Below are 21,255 nucleotides of genomic sequence, written 5' to 3'. Positions count from 1 at the left end.
TGTGTTAGCTGTTATTTGAACCTATTGGGCGACTACCGTCTATCTCTAGAGTATCTGAAGATAGAAAATTACTTTTAGCGTAAGGACGTTGACCGTCTATATCAATAACAGCTTCAACCTCTAAATCGCTAGGGTCAATTGGACGCTTACCGTCTACAGTTAGCATCTCATGTTTTTGAAAAGCGCTCTTCCCGATCGGGCGTTGACCATCTATATTAATTGTTTTATCATAATCGGTTTCATTTTTCCCAATTGGTCGCTCACCATCTATATTAATTGTTTCTTTAATTTCAATATTACTTGGATCGACTGGACGCTGACCATCTATATTAATTGTTTTATTTGTCTGTATCAGTTCCTTAGATGATGAATCTATATCAGTTTCATCCTCTATTTCCTGCTGAGCCAATTTATTTTTAGTACTATCAACTTCCTTTGTGTTATCCATATTTGCCATCCTGATTCTAAGATTATTTAGCTACTACCAATATCACCTGAAGAATTGTATCTTTTGACACAAAATATACTGGAAATTAGCTAGAAAGCAGAAAGATTATGATTTCTTTTGCAATTCTTTTGTCTAATCTAAATAGAGTACTAATGTAGGAATAAAAAATCCTCTATCACAGCACATAATGCATCTATGACTTAAGAGGGATTTGTCGTCTCTCAAGAAACATACAGCAGGAGAGAAATGGGGTTTTCTTACAGAGGCTACGCTTTGCTTTAAGAGTGATGTCTACGACGGGCTGTCCGGTGTCGCTACTTCCTCTATTCCCAGATTCCCGCTCATCAGCAGCTCATCCCAGCAACCATGTTCTGTGATCCACTAAGGAAAAAGCTCAAAGTCGCGGATGATGTCTGTAATACACTCGCTTGTACTGACTTTTAACTTTTGTAATGCCAACTTCAAGATTATTCGTTTTTTGCGTAAAGTACGAAACTTGAGGTGAATAGTATTATATAACGGTATTTACTATGGATAAACCGGGGACAACGCTAGTTGTCTCCTATATAATTTACTTCTATCAAAAACTGCTCTAGCTTCCGTCTAGGGCAGTTTTTGATTGCACGGTAGAAGCCAGATTCACAACTGCATCTAATGGTGAAGCATATAACAGTATAGGACTTACGCACTTAACTTAGATATTGAAACTAAGCATGAAAAATAGCATAACAACCCATGCTCAATTACAAAATTCACAAAAAATGGTTAATTTTGGTGACACTAGCTTTGATATCTGCCTTGTTGCTGGCGATCGCTTCTTCTGCCTCAAGTATTTATTTATATGGCAGCAGTGCTAATAATATCAAGGCAGATGCAGCAATTGTTTTAGGAGCGGCAGTTTGGGGAGAAGAACCATCTCCTGTTTTCAGAGAGCGAATTAACCACGCCATCAACTTATATAAAAATGGATCTGTTAAAACAATCATTTTTACTGGCGGAGTTGGCGAGAGTAATGAACCACCTGAAGCTATAGTTGGAAAAAATTATGCACTCGCGCAACAGGTAAAAGCTGCTGATATTCTCACTGAAACTCAATCTCGCACAACTCACCAGAACCTCAAAAATGCTTTGGAAGTAGCGAATGCTCACCAATTAACCAAGTTTCTGATTGTTAGCGATCCATTGCACATGAAGCGATCTGTATTGATGGCACGGGGCTTAGGAATGGATGCACATTCGTCTCCTACACCTACTACCCGCTATCGCAGTTTTCACAGTCAAATGGAGTTTTTGAGCCGAGAAACTTATTTTTACTTTGTCTACTTAGTGTTTCAAATCTAGCATCTAACTTAATAATTATTTGGTGCAGCAATTTCATACGGTACAGCAAGGTTTTGAAGCCCTTTTTAAAGTCTTAAAATAATTAACAATATTTGGCTACGGTGTTTTGAAAATACTAGACAGCAACTTGAATCAAGCTAGTATTCTCCTCAAGAATATTTATTTAATTTTGAGATAGTATTTTAGCTTTAGCAGCTTTTTAAGTAATAGTAGTGACTGCACATCGTTGAATAGCGTTAACTCTAGCGCTCCGATGGGGATTTTTCCAAAAATCGTGAATTCATACGCAGGTGGTCGAATGCAAACATTTTTTCTCAACATTCCCGCTTTTATCAACCCTGGAGTAACTAAGCACGAACTAATAGGGGAATTTTTGGCTCCGTACTCCTTCCAGAGCAGTTTTAACTGTGCCAAATCCTTGCCAGATAATTGCAGGACTTACGCACAGGTAACGGAAAACGAACCACAGAGGACGCAGAGAACACAGAGGAATAAGAGTTAGAGAGGTTTTTTTGCGTAAGTCCTAAATTGAATATTGAAATTGTCATAAAGTGGGAGAGTAGGGAATTTTCGGTTAGCTATCGGGCGACAAGTTTCTCCATGATGAGCAAAATGATGCTCTTTCATCTTGCCTTTTTTAGCAGTTAACTCCCCATGACAGTAAGGACACTTAAGTAAAGTCTTACCTCTTGTGATATCTTCAATACATATCAAGATACCTTCTTCATTTACACCATATTTCAGCCACATTGCCACACCATTATTGAATAGTTAAAGTTGCTCCTACAAGTGTGCTTCAACTTTTCAAAAATGTATCTATCTTTTGGGCGAGTGTAATGTTGATACCAGCCTTAACCACATCTAATGCAGTCAGGTTTCTTATTTGGTATTGGGATACTAAAACGTTACCACTCTTGATTCCTTGTGCTTTTAGGTCATCTTGATAAGCTAGAAAGCAGCATTGAAGGGTTTAAGGTAGCAGAGTCTTATTTTTTATTAGTCTCAGCCTCCTGCACTCAGGTCACCTGAGTGGTTGATTTTTGACGGGAGCAATGCGATTTTGTGAGATGACCCCACCTGGAGAGCGATCGCTAATAAACTCTTACGTATATATTTAGTATTTTATACAAAAGTTGCAGCAATATTGCTTAGAAGATACAACCTGCTACCAAAAACAAAGTTTCTGTACATTGTTGCTACTAGAAAAAAAGGTAAAATTTCCTTTCAGGAATAGTTTTGAAATAGGAAGTATCTACCTTTATGAAAAAAAATATATCTGCAAATTTAAATTTTGCCGATTCATTATCAGATTTTCAAAAGGATGTGACTAACCTTTTAGATTTGAAAAATATCGAGGAGTGGTCTGGAAAAATAGTTAAAGAAAGAGAAGAAAAAATTAGACAGGCTGCCTTAGTTTTAGCGGGTCAATGTATCGCCATATTATTGCATAAGCTTTCTCAATCAGAGTCGGCTCATCAAACAGCAATTAATCAAACCAAAGGATGGTGGCATACCGACACACAAAGACACGGTTATACGAAGAGGGAAATATTAACAGTAGGTAATGTTGTAGTAAATCTTAAATTACCATACGTTGTTCAAAAAAGAGAAAAGAAAGCGAAGAATAAATCTACTAATGTTGGATTCTGCCCCTTGCTAAAATGGTTAGGAATGTCAGAAGGCTTGACCCCATTAGTTTGGTCAGATATTACAAAATATGGTGCCATAGCTAGTTCTTTTGAAGCCGCACATACAATCCTGGGTGATTGGGGAATTAATATTAGTCTTAAACGAATTGAACGATTGACATATAAATTTGGTCAAATCAGCATTGATTTACGTCAAACTAAAATATCTAACTTGCAACAAGGTAAATTACCTGGTGGGAATATACTTAAAGACCAGAGAGTTGTGATTGCTGTAGATGGTGGCAGGAGTAGAATTAGGATTAATAAAAAAGGTAGAAAAAATCTCAAAACAAACAAGCACGGCTTTACAGGGGAATGGGTTGAGCCAAAATTATTAACAATTTATGTGGTTGATGAACAGGGTAAAAAAGTTAAAAATGGCGAAATAAACATTGTAAATGATGGCACTTATGAAGACTATAAAGGCTTTTTGCCAATTTTAGAAATGCATCTGATTAGTTTGGGAATTAGTCAAGCAAAACAAGTTTTATTAGTTGCTGACGGTGCTGAATGGATTTGGAAGCATATTCCCCCTCTTTTAAAGAAATTGAAATCTCCCGATGCGACTTATCAATTATTTGATTTTTACCATGTTACTGAACGGCTACAGAAATTTGCTGATGTAGCGTTTAGTGATGATAAGGAGCGGAATAATTGGTTTAAAAAAGCACGGAGAACTTTAAAAAAAAGTAATGCCATGACCATAATTAGGCAGATGGATGAATTTATATCTGAAGCTACGGGAGAGCGTTGTAAAACTATGGTCACACAGAGAAATTACCTTTTACGTGCCTATCGTGAAAGGCGTTTAAATTACGCTAAGATACTAGACCAAAAACTACCAATAGGTAGTGGAGCAATTGAGAGTTTAATTCGTCAAGTTGTCAACTTAAGAATCAAGGGTAACAGTAAATTTTGGTTGAAAGAAAATGCAGAAATTATCTTACATCTGCGTTGTCAATGGATGGCTGGAAGTTGGGATAATTTTTGTGGTTCTATCTTTAATTCTTTTATCAAACCCCAAGCTGCTTGATAAATTTTATACTTTAATCTTGCCTTTAATTTACTTTTTGACATAATTCATACTAAGTATGAAAGGCTGATTGCAGATATTTTTATAAAAAATCGTCAAATGACTTGCTATTAATCTTTTTGAGATATTTCATCAAGATGAATTTTTGTGCAAACCAGTATTTTATTTGCAAATAAAATCACCTTGTACCTAAATATAATTTTTAGCGATGGCTACGCCCGCCGCAGGCATCGCTTGTTTTTGACCAGACCTCACAAAATCGCATTGCTCCCGTTGATAGTTTAGTAACAATGCCCAAAAATTCATCCCGCGCTTCCCGAAGGGACAGACGTGGGGCAACTTTAAGTTAAAGCTAAAAATTTCATCTCAATTTCATCTTCATTTGGGAGAGTAGGTAAAGTACTTGATCTTTAAACTTACTTAGCTGCACAGCAAGCAGACATCCCTTAAAACGTTTAAAAATGCTTGATTATATTGTTAAATGGTCGATCGCTCAACGCTGGCTAATAGTTATTGCTTCCATCCTCATATCTGTTTGGGGCTTTCTCGTCCTTACGCAAATGCCACTGGATGTATTTCCCAACTTTGCCCCGCCCCAGGTCGAAATTATGACCGAAGCCCCAGGACTTGCAGCAGAAGAAGTTGAGTCCCTAGTCACCCGACCAATAGAAAGTGCCATCAACGGTACCCCTGGACTGGAAGCATTACGTTCTTCCTCGGCTGTAGGTCTTTCTGCTGTGAGAGCGACTTTTAGCTCGGATACAGAAATTTATCGCGCTCGCCAATTGGTGACAGAACGGTTACAACAAGCACGCAGTCAACTACCGCAAGGTGTAGAAGATCCAGAGGTTCTTCCCGTCAGTTCGCCTTTAGGATGGACTGTCAAATACGCCTTTACCTCCGAAAACACTTCAATAATGGAGGTATGGCGGATTGTCAACTGGCAAGTGAAGAATCGGCTGCTGGCTGTCCCTGGTGTAAGTAATATTGTTGTATTTGGTGGGGATGAGCGTCAGTATCAAGTGTTGGTTAACCCTGATAAGCTGAAAGCGTTTAATGTTTCGCTTGATGATGTCACCAAAGCAGCACAAGCATCCAACACCAATGCACCAGGGGGATTTTTAATTACTCCTGACCAAGAGACATTGGTGCGAGGGGTAGGGCGGATTGAATCTATTGAGCAGTTGAAAAAATCAGTAATTAAAGCCAAAAATGGCACGCCAGTACTATTGGAACAGGTGGCGGATGTACAAATTGGTGCAGCACTCAAACGCGGCGATGGCAGTTTTGCGGGTAAAAAAGCGGTAATTTTGACAGTCAACAAACAGCCAACAGCAGATACGCCAAAAGTAACGAAGGCAGTTGAGGCAGCAATCGAGGAAATTCAAGCCGGTCTGCCTAAAGATGTCAAAATTACAACTACTTTCCGTCAGGAAGATTTTATCGAAGCCTCGATCGAAAACGTCGAAGAAGCTTTGCGTGATGGTACTATCATCGTTTCCGTCATCCTGATTCTGTTTTTGATGAATTGGCGCACGGTAATCATTAGTTTGAGCGCCTTACCCGTGTCCTTATTATTAGGAATGATGATTCTGAACTGGACAGGACAAGGCATTAACACCATGACTTTGGGCGGACTGGTGGTGGCTATTGGTTCAGTAGTGGATGATGCCATTGTAGATATGGAAAACGTCTATCGCCGCTTGCGGGAAAACCAACTAGCGGGTAATCCCATTCCACCCCTGCAAGTAGTCTTCAATGGTTCAGTTGAGGTGCGGGTTAGCGTCCTCTTCGCCACAATTATTATTGCAGTTGTCTTTGCACCGATTTTCGCCCTCTCTGGTGTGGAAGGTCGAATTTTTGCACCAATGGGTTTAGCCTATCTGCTGTCAATTGCTGCTTCCACCTTAGTAGCGCTGACATTAACCCCAGCAATGTGCGCCCTGTTGTTAACGAATACAAGATTACCCAGTACAGAAACTTGGTTAGAAAAACAAACCCATAAACTTTACCGTCCAGCTTTGAAATTTTCTATGCGCCGCCCCAAAATTGTTTTGGGAATGGCAATGGCTGGCTTTGTGGCTTCATTGGTAATTATGCTGGGTTTAGGGCAAGTTTTTTTACCAGAATTCCAAGACCGCTCTTTGGTGATCGCCGCAGTTTTAATGCCTGGTCAATCTCTGGATGCGACTAATCAAGTAGGCATAGCGATCGAAGAAGCCCTGAAAAAAAATCCTGGGGTTGAAACGGCTCAATTGCGCTCTGGACGGGCTGTGGGGGATACTGAGGTGGCTGGTGTAAACGGGGCGGAAATAGATGTCCAACTCAGCGAGGAGGGGGCAAAAGACCGAGAAGAAACAATTGAAACGATTCGTAAAGAATTTGAAAAAATTCCCGGAGTCGTTCCCAATATCGGCGGGTTTATTTCGCACCGGATGGATGAGGTACTCTCAGGTGTACGGAGTGCGATCGCTGTGAAAATTTTTGGCCCCGATTTGGAACAACTCCGCACTCTTGGTCAACAAGTACAATCAGCTATGGGCCAGGTTTCGGGTCTAGTAGATTTGCAACTTGAACCGCAAGTACCGATTAAACAGGTACAAATTCAATTCGACCGCGATGCAGCAGCCCGCTATGGTTTAACTATTGGCGAATTATCAGAGGTAGTAGAAACTGCACTGAATGGGCGAGTCGTTTCCCAAGTATTAGAGCAACAACAAACCTTTGATATGGTGGTTTGGTTGCAAGAAAAATACCGTAACAATATTGAAATTATCGGTAATTTGCTAGTTGATACACCCAACGGACAAAAAATTCCCTTAGCCCAAGTCGCAAAAATCAACTATGGTACAGGCCCCAATACCATCAACCGCGAAAACGTCTCCCGCTATATTGTCGTATCTAGCAACGTGGCTGGACGAGATTTAGGTTCTGTAATTAAGGATATTCGGGAGAGAGTTAAGCAACAGGTGCAATTACCCGCTGGATATTTTATTGAATACGGTGGTCAATTTGAAGCGCAAGAGGGAGCGACGAAAACTTTAATTTCGGCTGGGGGATTAGCATTTGTGGCGATCGCACTCATCCTTTACTTTGCTGTTAAATCAATTCCTGCAACCATGATGATTTTAATTAATTTGCCTTTGGCATTAATTGGTGGTGTGATTTCCATAGCCTTGACAAGTGGCATCATTTCCGTAGCTTCAATGGTAGGATTTATTACTCTATTTGGTGTAGCAGCACGTAATGGACTTTTGTTGGTTGAGAACTACAATGCCAGATTGGCAGAAGGACAACCTTTACCGCAGGTTTTGATGGAAGGTTCAATGGAACGCTTAGTTGCTATTTTAATGACAGCATTAGCATCTGCTCTTGGTATGGTACCTTTGGTAATTGGTAGTGGTGCAGGCAAAGAAATTCTTCAGCCACTAGCCGTTGTAGTATTAGGTGGATTGTTTACCTCTACTGCTTTAACCCTGTTAGTACTTCCAGCTTCCTATGTGCAGTTTAGGAAATTTTTGGTGCCGAGAAAGACCACACCAATACAAGATATTGAAGTTACCCAAGGTTCGACTGCATGAGGTAAAAACCTCATATTTTCTGGGGCTGATAACGCCGTACCCTTTACCTGCTCCTTGTTAACTGGTTTATACCATTTCACTTTCAGGTTGCTACAAATGGGCAGCAAGGGAGCAGGCGGCAAGGGAGGAATGATTTGTAGCTGTAATGCGTGTAAATTGGTATTTAAGACTATTTTTCTATGTTTTTGCCAACTGTTCAGATACCAAATTGTGTTTCAATTACTAACAAGTGATGAGGAGTAAACCCATGAAATCATTAAAATTAGGTTTGGTTGCTTTTACAAGTATAGGATTACTTTTTTTGGGAGCTTGTAATGGCGGAAGTCAAGAAAATAATTCAAGCAGTAACACGGAATCTACTACAAATCCAGCAGCAAATACTTCAAAAACCGAAGCTACTAAATCAGGTGATTCATCCAAAGAACATGATGAAAAAGGCCATTCTCATAAAAACGATGAATCACAAGAAGGTAAAGAACATTCACATGGTGGTCAAGTTGTTGAATCAGGTCAATATCATTTAGAGTTAGTCACAGAAAAAGAAGATAAAGGAACTCATTTAGATTTTTATTTGAAAAAAGGCGAGAAGCATGAGGTAGTTTCTAATGCTCAAGTTACAGCTGCAATTCAACTACCAGATGGAAAACAAAAGTCGATACCTCTTGCATATAACGCTGATGGTAAACTTTACGAAGCAGAAGTATCAGAACAAGCAACTGGTCAATATCAGGTGAAAATTACTGCGGATGTCGGCGGTGAAAAGCTAAACGGTCGGTTTAATTTTAATCAATAGCAAGTTTGTCTTGCTTGCGGGACAGTTATGTTTCAAATGAGTTTATTTCATTATTTAACTACTGTCCCTAATTCTATAAATAACAAGAGTCACGTCGCTTCTCTACGAGACGCCAGGGGCGAACGCTCCGAATTCAAAATTCAAAATTCAAAATTCAAAATTAATGATCCCCATAAATAAATTTAGGGGCTTGTAAACGGACTTCGTATTTCTTGCGCTGTGCATCTCGAAATACATTTTTTTGCTTCTCCATAAATAAATTTAGGGGCTTGTATCCTTTTCGTTTTCGGTCAACTGCTTGTATGTTACTAGGCAAAGTTCAAAACTAGAATAATCCCTATTATTAAGATGAAAGGGAGATATAGCAATCCCGTTTAATTTTTGAAAAGCTGAGATAGCCAAAGCCTTCCATTACCACGTCTATTTATTCCTGTCTACCTACTTAGTATCTCAGTCAAAAATTATCTTTACATATTCGTAAATATAAAAAAATTATCATGACAACATGGAAACAATTAACAATTTATGTTAGCGAGTTGGATTGTTGGGAACATCAACCCCTTCATCAAGTTCTACTCGGAATGGCTCGCAGACAAGGATTAACAGGGGTAACGGTAGTGCGGGCAATTTCTGGATATGGCAAACATGGCGTTTTTCGTACTCTAAATAAGCTAGATCCGTCTACTGAGTCCTCTGCACTACCGCTTCTCGTTACGGTTATTGATAGTGAAACTGCAATAACCGAATTTTTTTCCTTAGTCAAACATATGCTTAAAGACAAGTTCGTTACTTGTCAAACCATAGAAGTTCTCTCCACCGGAGTGTGAAAGGCAGTCATGTCTCATAATCATAGTCACGGACACGACCACGGTGGCAGTAATTACAACCGTGCCTTTATTATCAGTGTTGCCCTCAACACAGGATTTGTCGTCATTGAGGCAACCTATGGCATTGTTGCTAACTCCCTTGCCTTGATTGCCGATGCAGGTCACAATTTAAGCGATGTTCTGGGTTTACTACTTGCTTGGGGAGCAAGCATCCTCGTCCGTCGTCGCCCGACATCACGTCGCACCTACGGGCTGCGCCGTTCTTCAATTTTGGCTGCGCTTTTGAACGCCGCCTTTCTCCTAGTTGTTTCTGGCGGTATTGGCTGGGAAGCAATTCAACGGTTTCGTGAACCTGCTCCAGTAGCAGGAGGAATAGTAATTACAGTAGCAGCTATAGGAATTGTCATTAACACAGTAAGTGCTTTGATGTTCTTGTCGGGGCGTAAAAGTGACTTGAACATCAGAGGCGCATTCTTACATCTAGTTGCAGATGCTGCGGTATCTGTAGGGGTTGTACTGGCTGGTATTGCAATTATTGCTACAGGTTGGCTGTGGTTTGATCCAGCGGTGAGTTTGATTGTTACTGTGGTGATTGTAGCTGGCACTTGGGGACTTTTACAGGAATCCTTGAATTTAATTACAGATGCTGTACCAGCAGGAATAGAACCTTTGGCTGTCCGTACTTATCTAACCGAACTCCCTGGCGTGGCTCAAGTTCACGACTTGCATATTTGGGCAATGAGTACCACAGAAACAGCACTCACTGTTCACCTTGTCATCCCAGCAGGTTATCCCGGTGATACTTTTTTAGCACGGGTAGTCCGTGAGCTTCACGACAATTTCAGCATTGAACACCCAACCATTCAGGTGGAAATAGGCGATCCGAGTTACCAATGTCCTTTTGCTCCTGATAACCTAGTTTAAGTCAATTGTTGGGTATTTAGTAACGGGTACACTCTTCTACACTCTTAGCTACATCTACTAGTTATGGTGAACTGCAACTGTTCTAATCTCGATGAATGTGTTGCAACTGTTGGTGCAAGGAACTGCAAACTATAACGTCATGGACGCCAATTCCTCTTTTTATGCAACACTCTAACTGTCAATCTTTTACGAACGATGTGGGCTGAACAAAATCATAACTGGGTCAGGTAGGGAGATTATAACGCCAATTTAGCTATCTCTCCATCTGAGAATACTGCCCTTTACGACGCAGAAAGAGCAACAACTGGGAGACTAGCACCATGACAGGCAGTTCGATAAGTGGTTCAATAGCTAAAACAAGGGTAATCAAAGGACGATCAGGGAAAACAGATGTAGCGATCGCTAATGCAAGGGGTGAATTGCGTGCAAGTGTTGTGCAACTGAAGCAAGCAAAATCCTCGTAACTAAAGTTGCCGAATCGTGAGATTACTTGAGTCAGCAAAAAGGTAATTACATAGAAAATAAGGATAGGTGGTAACATTTTTAGCAGTACATCTGGACGCTGAATTAGGGTTTGCCCCTGCGAGGCAAATACCGCTGTAATTGCCAAACACAGAAATAGCGTTTGCCCTGCTGCTATTTTCAGTGGAATTTCACGCCAAAACCCGTTTACCTTTGGTATTAACCACTTAGCGATAAACGCTAAAAGCATAGGAACAACTAAAACCAGCGCAATGCTTTCGAGAAAAATCGCTGTATCAATCTGCACCAATTTTCCAACAAAAACTAACAGATAGACGGGTAGGAGAACCACTTGCAAGATCATATTCCAAGGAAGGAAGGCTGTAGCTAAAGCAACATTTCCTTTGGCAATCCCTGTAAAAATGAGATACCAGTCAGTACAAGGTGTGACCATCAGCATAATTAGCCCAACCCAAAGATCGGGAGAGTCCCGTAGGAAAATAGCTCCCAATCCCCAAACAAAAACAGGTGTCCAAATAAAGTTCATTCCCAAAATAAGTCCGGTCATCTTGTAGTTTTGAAATGCCTGACCTAAACGATTAAGTGGAATATTTAGAAATACCCCATAGAGCATGACCATCAAGGATGGAACAATCAAAGATACAGCATTTTCCTCAACCCATTTGATTTGTCCCAGTATCAGCCCAATTAAGATGGCAATGATGACAAATACAGATTGAAGTTTTTCAGTCAAACTCATGTTGGGATGTCTCCATTAAGTCTTTGAAGAGAACAATAAATAGAGTTGTCGGGAAATAAAAGATGAGTTAGGCATTTGTGAGGAAGATGGAGATTGTCATATTGCTTCTGCGCTTTCCTCTACGTCCCTCTGCGTTTAAAAACATTGATTCTGTACCTCACTCAACTGGGAATTGCTATAATTAGATACTTAGAGACAAAAACACCTAAATGTACGACTTGAATATTAGGTTAGAGTGTACCCTACAAAATCGCGTTGCTCTCGATTCTGCGCGACTTTAGTGCAAAGAGTGGCTCAATTTCGCAAACTAATGTCCAAGCTGGTTGGTAGTAATGCTTGTCTAATGCTGTCTAGCACCACTCTCCGGAATAAGCAGACAGCGAAGATTTCTACGTCGCTCTTTGCGATCGCCCAATGACAAACGGTTGGCGGTAGCGCTCCACCAAACCATCCCACTGCACGACGAGGGTGCTTCCCGTCTGCTTCTGTTGCTTCTCCCACACTGAGAACAAGTCGAGGCAAGAGTGGTCAATGTAAGATAGCTTTTCTAGGTGCAGATGCAGTGCAGTTCTTGGTGGAACCTGTTCTAGGGCTTTTGCAAGCATTGGCAACCGAATAAATGTTGCCGCTCCTTCTAAGTGCATATCAATCCGTTGATTTTTTTCATCTTTTTCAAAGTGAATTTTAAGATTAGATACTTTGTAGATCAGGTTGACGGCTGACAGTACAATGCCGATTAGCACGCCAGTAAGCAAATCGGTAACGACAATACCGATTAAGGTGGCAAAGTAAATCGCCAGAGGAAAGCGCCCGTACTGCTTTAGATTGCGGATTTTCTCTACTTCCACCAGCTTGTAGCCTGTGTAAACTAGAATCGCTGCCAGACTGGAAGTAGGAATTAGCTTTAGAAAATCCGGTGCAGCAATCACCAGAGCCAGCAGCCACAAGCCGTGAAACATCGTGGCAAGTCTCGTTTTACCCCCTGCTTCCACGTTAACGGAACTGCGGACAATCACCCCTGTCATTGGTAGCGCCCCCAGCACTCCACAAATCATGTTGCCAAAACCTTGCGCGGCCAGTTCGCGATCAAAATCCGTTTTTTGTCCCTGGTGCAGTCGGTCTACTGCGGCGGCTGAGAGTAGGCTTTCTGCACTGGCGATTAAGGCGATCGCTATTGCTTCCATAAGCAGTGGTGCTTGAAGCAGGCGCGTTAAGGAACCAGGCGTTGGCAATTGAATTGCAGAAGCAAGATTAGCAGGCACATCGATGTATTTAATTGGCAGCTTCATGATGGCGGCGATCGCAGTTGCTACCACCACAGCAATTAGAACACCAGGTAGCAAGTTCAATCTTCGAGGCTTAAACTTATCCCAAACTACGAGGGTGAAGATGCTAACCAGACCTATCAGCGCAGCAATTTGATGGCTGGTTCCAGCAATTTGATGATTGTTGGCGTCGCTGAAAAAGATACCCTTGTAGATGGCGTTGGGAATAGAAATTAGGTTCTCAATTCCGCTCGCGCGTGGCAAGTCATCGACCATTACGTGGAATTGAGAAGCGAAGATCAGTACGCCTATACCTGCAAGCATTGCATAGATCACTGCCGGAGATATGGCGCGGAACACCTGACCCAGCTTGAATACTCCCGCCAGCAATTGGATTAATCCTGCCAGCAGAAGAATAGGCCCGAGCATTTCAATGCCGTAATCGCGGATCAGTTCTGCGACAATGACAGCAAGTCCAGCAGCTGGGCCACTGACTTGTAGTGGGGAACCTGCGATCGCGCCAACAATAATTCCGCCTACCATTCCTGTCACTAAGCCACGAGCTGGAGGCACTCCCGAAGCGATCGCAATCCCCATGCACAGAGGCAGTGCGACAAGAAATACAACTATAGATGCCAATAGGTCGTCGGTGATGAATCGTTTGTCAAAGATGTCTCTGATTGCCATTTTTTTAGTTGTAGGTACGTGGACATAAAAAAACAGCCAACCAACTGAAATGCCTTTAAAGGGCTGTGCCACCCACACAGACGAGTTACAATCGTTTGGAAAATTGCCAGCCTTTTTGGATGGATGTTTGTCTAACTCCATCATTTACGCGTAGGAATCCAACCTCAAGGGTTGAATACCAAAGCTAGCAATTTCTTTAAACGTTTACGCCTTGATAATCTTTGCGGCACACAGATAACTTATTAAAATTGACTGTTTTTTTCGGATAATCTACTTATCTGGCAAACTTGGTAATACATTTCTCAAATTCAGCATAGAGTCCTGTTCCTCGCCATAACTGACCCCAACCCTCTGAGTATATTGGGGTGGTTTAAAGCAGATAAAGTGCCCTATTATCAATAATTGAACCTTTAGTTTATATCAAAGTTTTAACTTTGAGTCAAGCAAATTTAGTAGTTATATCTCCTCATGGAAAATGATAATTATTCCTGAATTTGGAAAAAAATAATAATGCATATTTATCAATAAAAAAGTTTCACTAATTATTAAAACTCCCAAATATTTTGACTCTATCCAGGTTTTTATGGAAAATTCAATCTTATAGCTTAACCTGACTTGCTCTCCCGTTATAAGATTTAAATTTAGGAATTTATCCCAGCATTAACTTCTGTCTACAGGAGTAAGTTTTTTATCTCAAATCCTCTAAAAATTTCATGTCAATTTCATAATTTTGTAGTAAAACTTAAGCCAAGCAATCTACTTAATAGAAGAAAATTTGAATCTATTGCATATCAATGTAATTAAATTGTCTATACTAGATTTTAGTTTCATGCTCCTTATTTTTAAAGCTTAATCAGACTTTTGGTCATACAGTAACTAGTTATGACCAAAAGTTTGATTTTTTATTATTGAATATTTAGTTTTCGATGATTTATTTCATCCTAATTTCATCTTGATTATATATAGTAAATTTTAGGAGCTTATTCCTTGGCTTTGCTCCACACTATTTTCAGGCTTTTTAGTTCAGCCACAACGGTAATACTACTAGCCTGACTTTATCGAACAAATGAGAATGAAACCTAATCCAAAATATCAAAAAGCTAGCTTTGTTCCTCGGTCGATACTACAAACTCTGGAAAAGCTAAAACAAGCACTAGAGCCAAATGCAGAGCATAAGGTTGTTGAAGAGTTTCGCGCTTCTCGTCAGAGAACAATTAGTTCTCTCCGTTATTTGTTAATTCTATTTATTGTTCCATTCTTAGTGAATAATCTGTTTAAAACATTTGTAATTCAACCTTTGATTTATAAATTCTGGAGCCAAGAGCCATCGAAAACTTTCTTAAATTCTTCTCAGGAAGAAAGAGCCTTAACTGAATTGAAAAGATTTGAGCGAAAAATTAAATTTGAAGTACTGCTGGTAAAAGCTCCAGAACTTTCTTCAAATATTGTAGAACAGAAGGTCAAAGATGAGGCTATTGCGTTATCCCGAAAATACAAAACTGAAAGTATTGATGCAGCTGCTAACGTATTTGCAGATATACTTTCATTATTGTCATTTATTATATTATGTGTCTTTGGTAATCAGCAGCTTACCACTATTCAACTTTTTAGTACCGACTTAATTTATGGCTTAAGCGACTCTGCGAAAGCTTTTTTCATTATTCTCGCTACTGATATCTTTGTCGGCTATCACTCTACCTATGGTTGGGAAATAATTTTAGAAAACACCTCAAAGCATTTTGGTCTTCCAGAAAACAAAAGTCTGATTTCACTATTCATTGCTATTGTCCCAGTTGTCATGGATACAATTTTCAAATATTGGATTTTTCGCTACGTCAACCGCAGTTTTCCTTCAGCCGTGGCTACCTACCATAGCATGAATGAATAATTTTCCCAAACCAGCCAAAATTTCATCTTGATTTCATCGTGACCTGTCAAACTCATAATGTAAAGGTTCGTTCAATAAGCAAAAGTATGTAGCTTATTTTACATAAAAATTACTTATAAATTCCAGATGAAGAAAACATTGATTTACACAAGTACAGTGTTTGCTCTTGCCACTACAGCTTTCATTTCCCTTAGTCATGCAAGTGCTAAGGAGACTAATATTGATAATAATTTGCAATATCCTGCTAATAGTTGGCGGCTTGTCAAACATACTTTTCGGTTAAACATCCCTCAAAATAACAACCCTCTTTCCCAACTTATTATTGAAACTCCATCTACTGTAGCAGTGAGTAATAACATTGATGTCTTCGATGCGAATGGTCAGAAAATTAATACTAATATTTCCGTCAATGGCAAACAGATTATTATAGATTTCCCTGAAAAGGTTATTTCTAACACTAAACTCTTAGTTAATTTTAATCAAGTTCAACAACCAGTGACAGGCCCAGCTTCTGTATACCGCTTTTCAGCTAAGGTTGTTGGTAGTGAGGTAGAGATTCCCGTTGGTGTAGCTCAATTCCCTACATTTTAATCCTTAAGTTTTGAAATTCATCAAAAATTTCATCTTGATTTCATTCCGACCTGTCAAACTGATCAATAAAGGTAGTATACCTTTTGAACTTCAAACGGTAAACAAGTCAACGGTAATATTTCTAACTTCCTTTAATTAACGTGTAAGCGTAGACTGACTTTTCATGGAAATTTTTGAAAATGTTGGTATTCCGAGGTGTAAAAGTGTAAAAACTTAAAACCTTTACACCTAATCTTTTTTTCACATTGTGAAAAGTAAGAAACGTAGAAAGTAGTTAAATTTAGTTTTACCAGATTGTTACGTATTGATTTATCACAGGTTCATTTTGATTTGCTGACATTAATGATTAAGTGAGGAGTAAACATGAAGAAAGTGTTAGTTTATGTTGCTATATCTACTTTAGCTGCTGCACTTTTAATTCCTGCCAACTATGCAAGTGCCAATGAAGAAGATGGTAATATTCCTCATGTTGATGGTAACTCTCAATTTCCTCAGACTCGCTGGATGCCTGTTAGACATACTTTGCGAGTACACGTTCCCAAAAATAGCAAGAGTGTTTCACAGTTAAAAATTCAAGTTCCAAATACTGTCAGATGGAGTGATAATACTAATGATGTCGTTATAAACGAAGAGAATGGTCGAAAAATAAATACTAATGTTTCTGTAAATGGCAAAACTATACTACTAGCTTTTGCTGAACCAATTGTTCCTAATACTAAGCTAGAGATTGACATCAAGAATGTCAAACAACCATTTCTTGGTAATGGCCCTGTCTACCATTTATCTGCTAATCTTGTTGGCACTAATGCAGAAATACCTATAGGTGTAGCTAGATTTCGTGTAAATCTTTAAACTTAGCGCTATTCAATAAATAAAGCTCCTGACATTTAACTTATAGATAAGTTAAATGTCAGAAGCTTTTGTGATTTTTTAACCCCATTTTTTAAATATTATTAATCATCAATAATTTTAATTGTTGCATCTAATAACTATATTTTAAATTTTACTTAACATAAAAATATTTCATCTCTATTTCATCAATACCTTTCACAATTATAGATATAGAGGTAATTAACCGATTAACAAAACAAGGAGAATATTGATGAAAAAGCTGATTTACACATTTGCTTTTACCTTAGTTATTGCATCTTCAGTTCCTACTGCTTGGGCGAAAAATCCAAACGATGCTAAATTTTCCCATCTCGGAAATAGTGCTGCTGTTCCTAATGATGCCCGTACCATAGATGCTACTCATAAGTTTGATGTTCATGTCCAAGGTAAAGCTCTTTCAGAATTGGCGATTGATTTACCAGAGGGGGTAAGTATTGATAAAGGAATTGAAGTCCAAAATAAATTAGGTCAAAAAATTCCGACAACGGTTTCCATTAACAACAGAAAAGCTACAGTAGCTTTTTCGGAACCAGTAGCCCCTGGTACAAGCATATCAATTCGTATGAAAGGAGTTAATACTCCAGGTTATGAGGAAACTTGGCATTATCCAGTATCTGTCAAAAAGGTTGATATGAAAGAAGAAATTCCACTTGGTTTAGCCCGGATTCAGACTTACGGTGGCTAGGCTGAATAACTGCTGTTAATTTTAGCTGTGGCTGTTAACTAAATTAATCGGTAGCTATAGGGTGGGATGGTGGATCTTCCTTACCCTACATAATCTTGCCGGAGTTAGTTATGAAAAAGTCAATTTATGCGGGTGCAGCATTTTTTCTAATAGTAACTTCTTCATTTCCATCTGCTTGGGGAAGCGAAAACAAGGACAATTTCAAAGTCTCCTATATTGGTAATGGCGTAGCATTTCCTAGCACTGTTGGGTTTTCAGGTGCAACGCATGAGTTTCAGGTTCATGTTCAGGGACAATCTCTATCAGAACTGGCTATTGATTTACCCGATGGTGTAAGCATTAACAAGGGAATTGAGATTCAAAATCAATCTGGTAAGAAAATTGATGCTCAAGTTTCTGTAAATAACCAAACAGCTACAGTGATTTTCTCCCAATCTGTGGAACCGCAGACAACGCTCTTAGTTAAGGTGCAAGGTGTTAATACATCATTTCGTAGCCACGTTTGGTTGTACCGAGTGTACGGCAAAATGCCTAATCTAACAGCACAAATTCCTCTTGGTACAGCTCGAATTCAAACTTACGGTCGTTAAGTACTCAAACTTGGCTTCCTAAGATTATTTCATCCATTAGTAGCATAAATTGCTTATTGTTTGAGGATTTTAGCTATGAAGATACCTGTCATCCGAACTGCATCTATTTTGGCAATTCCCTTGGGAATAGCTTTACTTCACGTATCGTTGGGTTCTGCTGCTTATGGAAATGCAGATACCTCAAAAACAGGAGTTTGTGAAAACATTCCCCCAGCAAGACCCACTGGTGGAGCTAGTTTAGCAAGACTACAAGCTTTACAAAAATGCTATAAAGGGCTTCCGCAAGGCACAGTACAACAATCCAGTAAAACAGGAGCCTGTGCAAATATCCTACCAGCAGAACCTACTGGCGGAGCAACTTCAGCAAGACTCCAAGCCTTGCAACGATGCTATGAGGAAATTTCGGCGTAAACTTCCACTCTATCTAAATAGATAGTATGTGAGCCTGTAAATTTATTCTCTCGACATGTCTTGCTAGAGGACATACTATCAGCAGGCTCCTAGTTTGGGTCTGTTTTTCTTTAATAGCGGTAAATGAACAATAGCCCTACTCCAGCGATCGCCGTCGTTCATGCGCTGGCATTCGCTTCAATACACAATTAGCTTTACAGCTCAATCCTTTATTTAATTCCTATGTACTTGCTGCTACCTCTCTAACCACAGTTTTAAAGCTAATGCCGATCTACGTTGCTCCAATACGCGATTTTTTTAATCCCCAGTGGCTGAGTCCACTAGAGTTAGCCACTGGGTATAATTTAGTGTTTTGATGTTTGTTTAGATTGAACTGGGAAACTTGTTTCTCAAGTGGTTTTTACTCGTTAAATTTATTTGATTAAGTAAGTTGTAATTTCATCCTAATTTCATCATACTATGCTTTAATTTTTCTGAAAAATTGACTTGACAACTGTCTAATACAATGCTCGATCTACTTGCTAAATTTGTTTTATTCAAAATTTGAAATTTCATCTTAATTTCATCTTCCTCTGAGAATCTAGTTATAGGGGTATGCCCTATCATTACTTATTACTTTGGTGTGAAGAGCAAACAGTCATGTCTAAGTTATTTTGGAAATGCCTACTAATTAGTCCTGGAGTTTTATTAGCCAACTTAGCTTTTTCAGGAGCAACAATAGCGGCTGAAATTCCTGTTTCAACTGAAATTAAACAAGAAGCAAACTCTCTTCCAAAAGATTCTTCTTTAAGCCAAATTCAACAGTACATTGGTGAGACTGGCCAAGTCACATCCGTTTCGCAGTTTTCTGACGTACAACCAACAGATTGGGCATTCCAAGCTTTACAATCACTAGTTGAACGTTACGGTTGTATTGCTGGTTATCCCAATGCGACTTACCGAGGTAATCGTGCTTTAACTCGTTATGAATTTGCTGCTGGTTTGAATGCTTGTTTAGATAGAGTTAATGAACTGATTGCTACAGCAACTGCTGACTTAGTAACAAAAGAGGATTTGGCTACCCTACAGCGTCTGCAAGAAGAATTTTCTGCGGAACTAGCTACCCTGCGTGGTCGCGTAGATGCTTTAGAAGTACGCACTGCTGAGTTGGAAGCCAATCAGTTCTCGACTACCACCAAGTTAATTGGGGAAGCAATTTTTAACGTATCTAATGTTTTTGGTAGCGATCAAAGGGCAGTTCCTTCTGGTGTAGATCCAAGTACTGCTCCCGACCTAGATTCTAATACTATTCTAACTGACCGGGTTCGTCTGAGATTGGAATCAAGTTTTGTTGGTACAGACCTGTTGCAAATCCGCTTGCAATCCCGGAACGTCACTCCCTATGACACAAATGTGACGGGTACTAACATGACCCGCCTCGGTTTTGACGGAAATCAGAACAATGAGACTGTCATCGATAAAATTAACTATGCTTTCAACCTGAGTAATGCAGTGCGGGTAAAAATTGATGCGGCAGGCGGTAACATATACGACAACATCAACAACTTCAACCCTGATCTTGCCAGTGATGGTAGGGGCGCTTTGTCTCGCTATGGTCGATTTAGCCCCATCTATCGCACTGGTTTCGGTGGTGCAGGTGCAACCATAACTTTGAATCCTACAGGAGCTTTCACTGCATCTGCGGCTTACATAGCTCGCACAGCTAGCAATCCTGGTTCAAATGGAGGTCTGACAAATGGTGCCTATACAGCCCTTGGTCAGGTAGCTTTCAGGCCTAGTGATGCATTTAATATTGGTCTTACCTACGCTCACAGCTATCAAAATAGTTTATCCAGTGTAAACATGTTTGAGGGTACAGGTAGTGTATACGCAGGTAATCCCTTCAATGGAGTTGCTACTACTGCCAACCATTACGGTATAGAAGCTACCTTCAAACCCAGTTCCAAGTTGACTATTGGTGGTTGGTACGGTTACAGCAACGCTGAAGCCAAGGGAAGTGGTACGGGTGTAAATCAAGGTGATGAAGCATCAATGAACTACTGGGCTGCAACCCTAGCCTTCAAAGACTTTGGTAAAGAAGGCAACTTGCTTGGTCTGATCTTTGGTCAACCACCTAAAGTAAGTGATAATGATGCATTCACTTCCGCCGCAAGAACTACTAGGCGTGAAGATAACGACACCTCTTACCACTTAGAGGCTCTGTACCGCCTACAGATCAACGATAATATTTCCGTCACTCCTGGTTTATTGGTTATCTTTAATCCAGAGCATAATAATAACAATGACACCATCTATGTTGGTACACTGCGTACCACTTTTGCTTTCTAAAACGGCTAACAGATAATGGTTAATATTTATTAGCTATTAGCTATTAGGTATTCTCATTTGGA

The 21,255-nt window shown here is 39.8% G+C and carries 17 protein-coding genes; 13 read left to right on the top strand and 4 right to left on the bottom strand.

Annotation, left to right across the window (positions count from 1 at the left end):
* Positions 1-4: 4 nt before the first annotated feature.
* Positions 5-448, bottom strand: a complete 444-nt coding sequence (locus IQ276_RS37105; RefSeq protein WP_228043356.1) for a hypothetical protein — start codon at positions 446-448, stop codon at positions 5-7.
* 735 nt (positions 449-1,183) lie between these two features.
* Between IQ276_RS37105 and IQ276_RS37100 the strand changes: the two genes are divergently transcribed.
* Complete coding sequence (locus IQ276_RS37100; protein ID WP_193921112.1) at positions 1,184-1,789, top strand: YdcF family protein; 606 nt, start codon at positions 1,184-1,186, stop codon at positions 1,787-1,789.
* 498 nt (positions 1,790-2,287) lie between these two features.
* On the opposite strand, the gene IQ276_RS41175 is transcribed toward IQ276_RS37100, so the two are convergent.
* A complete protein-coding gene (locus tag IQ276_RS41175; RefSeq protein ID WP_373690636.1) occupies positions 2,288-2,539 on the bottom strand; it encodes a competence protein CoiA family protein in 252 nt (83 codons plus the stop codon).
* A 510-nt stretch (positions 2,540-3,049) separates the two neighbouring features.
* On the opposite strand from IQ276_RS41175, the gene IQ276_RS37095 reads away from it, so the two are divergent.
* The 5 genes from IQ276_RS37095 to IQ276_RS37075 all read left to right on the top strand — a co-directional run bounded on the left by IQ276_RS37095 (position 3,050) and on the right by IQ276_RS37075 (position 10,635).
* Positions 3,050-4,510, top strand: coding sequence for an ISLre2 family transposase (locus IQ276_RS37095; RefSeq protein WP_193925627.1), 1,461 nt, complete (start codon positions 3,050-3,052; stop codon positions 4,508-4,510).
* 461 nt (positions 4,511-4,971) lie between these two features.
* Positions 4,972-8,091, top strand: a complete 3,120-nt coding sequence (locus IQ276_RS37090) for an efflux RND transporter permease subunit (RefSeq protein WP_235116439.1) — start codon at positions 4,972-4,974, stop codon at positions 8,089-8,091.
* Positions 8,092-8,338: 247 nt separating this feature from the next.
* A complete protein-coding gene (locus tag IQ276_RS37085; protein WP_193915461.1) occupies positions 8,339-8,884 on the top strand; it encodes a hypothetical protein in 546 nt (181 codons plus the stop codon).
* Positions 8,885-9,381: 497 nt separating this feature from the next.
* Entirely contained in the window at positions 9,382-9,711 is a 330-nt protein-coding gene (locus IQ276_RS37080; protein ID WP_193915458.1) for a DUF190 domain-containing protein, read from the top strand.
* A 9-nt stretch (positions 9,712-9,720) separates the two neighbouring features.
* Positions 9,721-10,635, top strand: a complete 915-nt coding sequence (locus IQ276_RS37075; RefSeq protein ID WP_193915455.1) for a cation diffusion facilitator family transporter — start codon at positions 9,721-9,723, stop codon at positions 10,633-10,635.
* Between the two features lie 253 nt (positions 10,636-10,888).
* Here the strand turns inward: IQ276_RS37075 and IQ276_RS37070 are convergent, their stop codons facing one another.
* On the bottom strand, positions 10,889-11,857 hold the full coding sequence (locus IQ276_RS37070) for an arsenic resistance protein (protein ID WP_193915453.1): 969 nt from the start codon (positions 11,855-11,857) through the stop codon (positions 10,889-10,891).
* A gap of 389 nt (positions 11,858-12,246) precedes the next feature.
* Complete coding sequence (locus IQ276_RS37065) at positions 12,247-13,809, bottom strand: SulP family inorganic anion transporter (protein WP_193915469.1); 1,563 nt, start codon at positions 13,807-13,809, stop codon at positions 12,247-12,249.
* A gap of 1,072 nt (positions 13,810-14,881) precedes the next feature.
* Here IQ276_RS37065 and IQ276_RS37060 point away from each other — a divergent pair.
* The 7 genes from IQ276_RS37060 (at position 14,882) to IQ276_RS37030 (ending at position 21,193) form a co-directional block, all read left to right on the top strand.
* Entirely contained in the window at positions 14,882-15,697 is an 816-nt protein-coding gene (locus IQ276_RS37060) for a CemA family protein (protein ID WP_193915450.1), read from the top strand.
* A 126-nt stretch (positions 15,698-15,823) separates the two neighbouring features.
* Positions 15,824-16,288: a DUF2808 domain-containing protein gene (locus IQ276_RS37055; protein WP_193915447.1), complete on the top strand. Its 465-nt coding sequence runs from the start codon at positions 15,824-15,826 to the stop codon at positions 16,286-16,288.
* A gap of 363 nt (positions 16,289-16,651) precedes the next feature.
* A complete protein-coding gene (locus IQ276_RS37050; protein ID WP_193915444.1) occupies positions 16,652-17,140 on the top strand; it encodes a DUF2808 domain-containing protein in 489 nt (162 codons plus the stop codon).
* A gap of 250 nt (positions 17,141-17,390) precedes the next feature.
* Positions 17,391-17,864 (top strand): DUF2808 domain-containing protein, encoded by a 474-nt coding sequence (locus IQ276_RS37045; RefSeq protein ID WP_193915441.1) that lies wholly within the window; start codon positions 17,391-17,393, stop codon positions 17,862-17,864.
* A 110-nt stretch (positions 17,865-17,974) separates the two neighbouring features.
* Positions 17,975-18,454: a hypothetical protein gene (locus tag IQ276_RS37040; protein WP_193915438.1), complete on the top strand. Its 480-nt coding sequence runs from the start codon at positions 17,975-17,977 to the stop codon at positions 18,452-18,454.
* A gap of 75 nt (positions 18,455-18,529) precedes the next feature.
* Positions 18,530-18,865, top strand: coding sequence for a hypothetical protein (locus IQ276_RS37035; protein ID WP_193915435.1), 336 nt, complete (start codon positions 18,530-18,532; stop codon positions 18,863-18,865).
* Between the two features lie 639 nt (positions 18,866-19,504).
* On the top strand, positions 19,505-21,193 hold the full coding sequence (locus IQ276_RS37030; protein ID WP_193915432.1) for an iron uptake porin: 1,689 nt from the start codon (positions 19,505-19,507) through the stop codon (positions 21,191-21,193).
* Positions 21,194-21,255: the final 62 nt, after the last annotated feature.

Source organism: Desmonostoc muscorum LEGE 12446 (genome assembly GCF_015207005.2).
GTDB lineage: Bacteria > Cyanobacteriota > Cyanobacteriia > Cyanobacteriales > Nostocaceae > Nostoc > Nostoc muscorum.
Note: the sequence above shows the minus strand (reverse complement) of the source record. Positions and strands in the feature narration are given on the sequence as shown.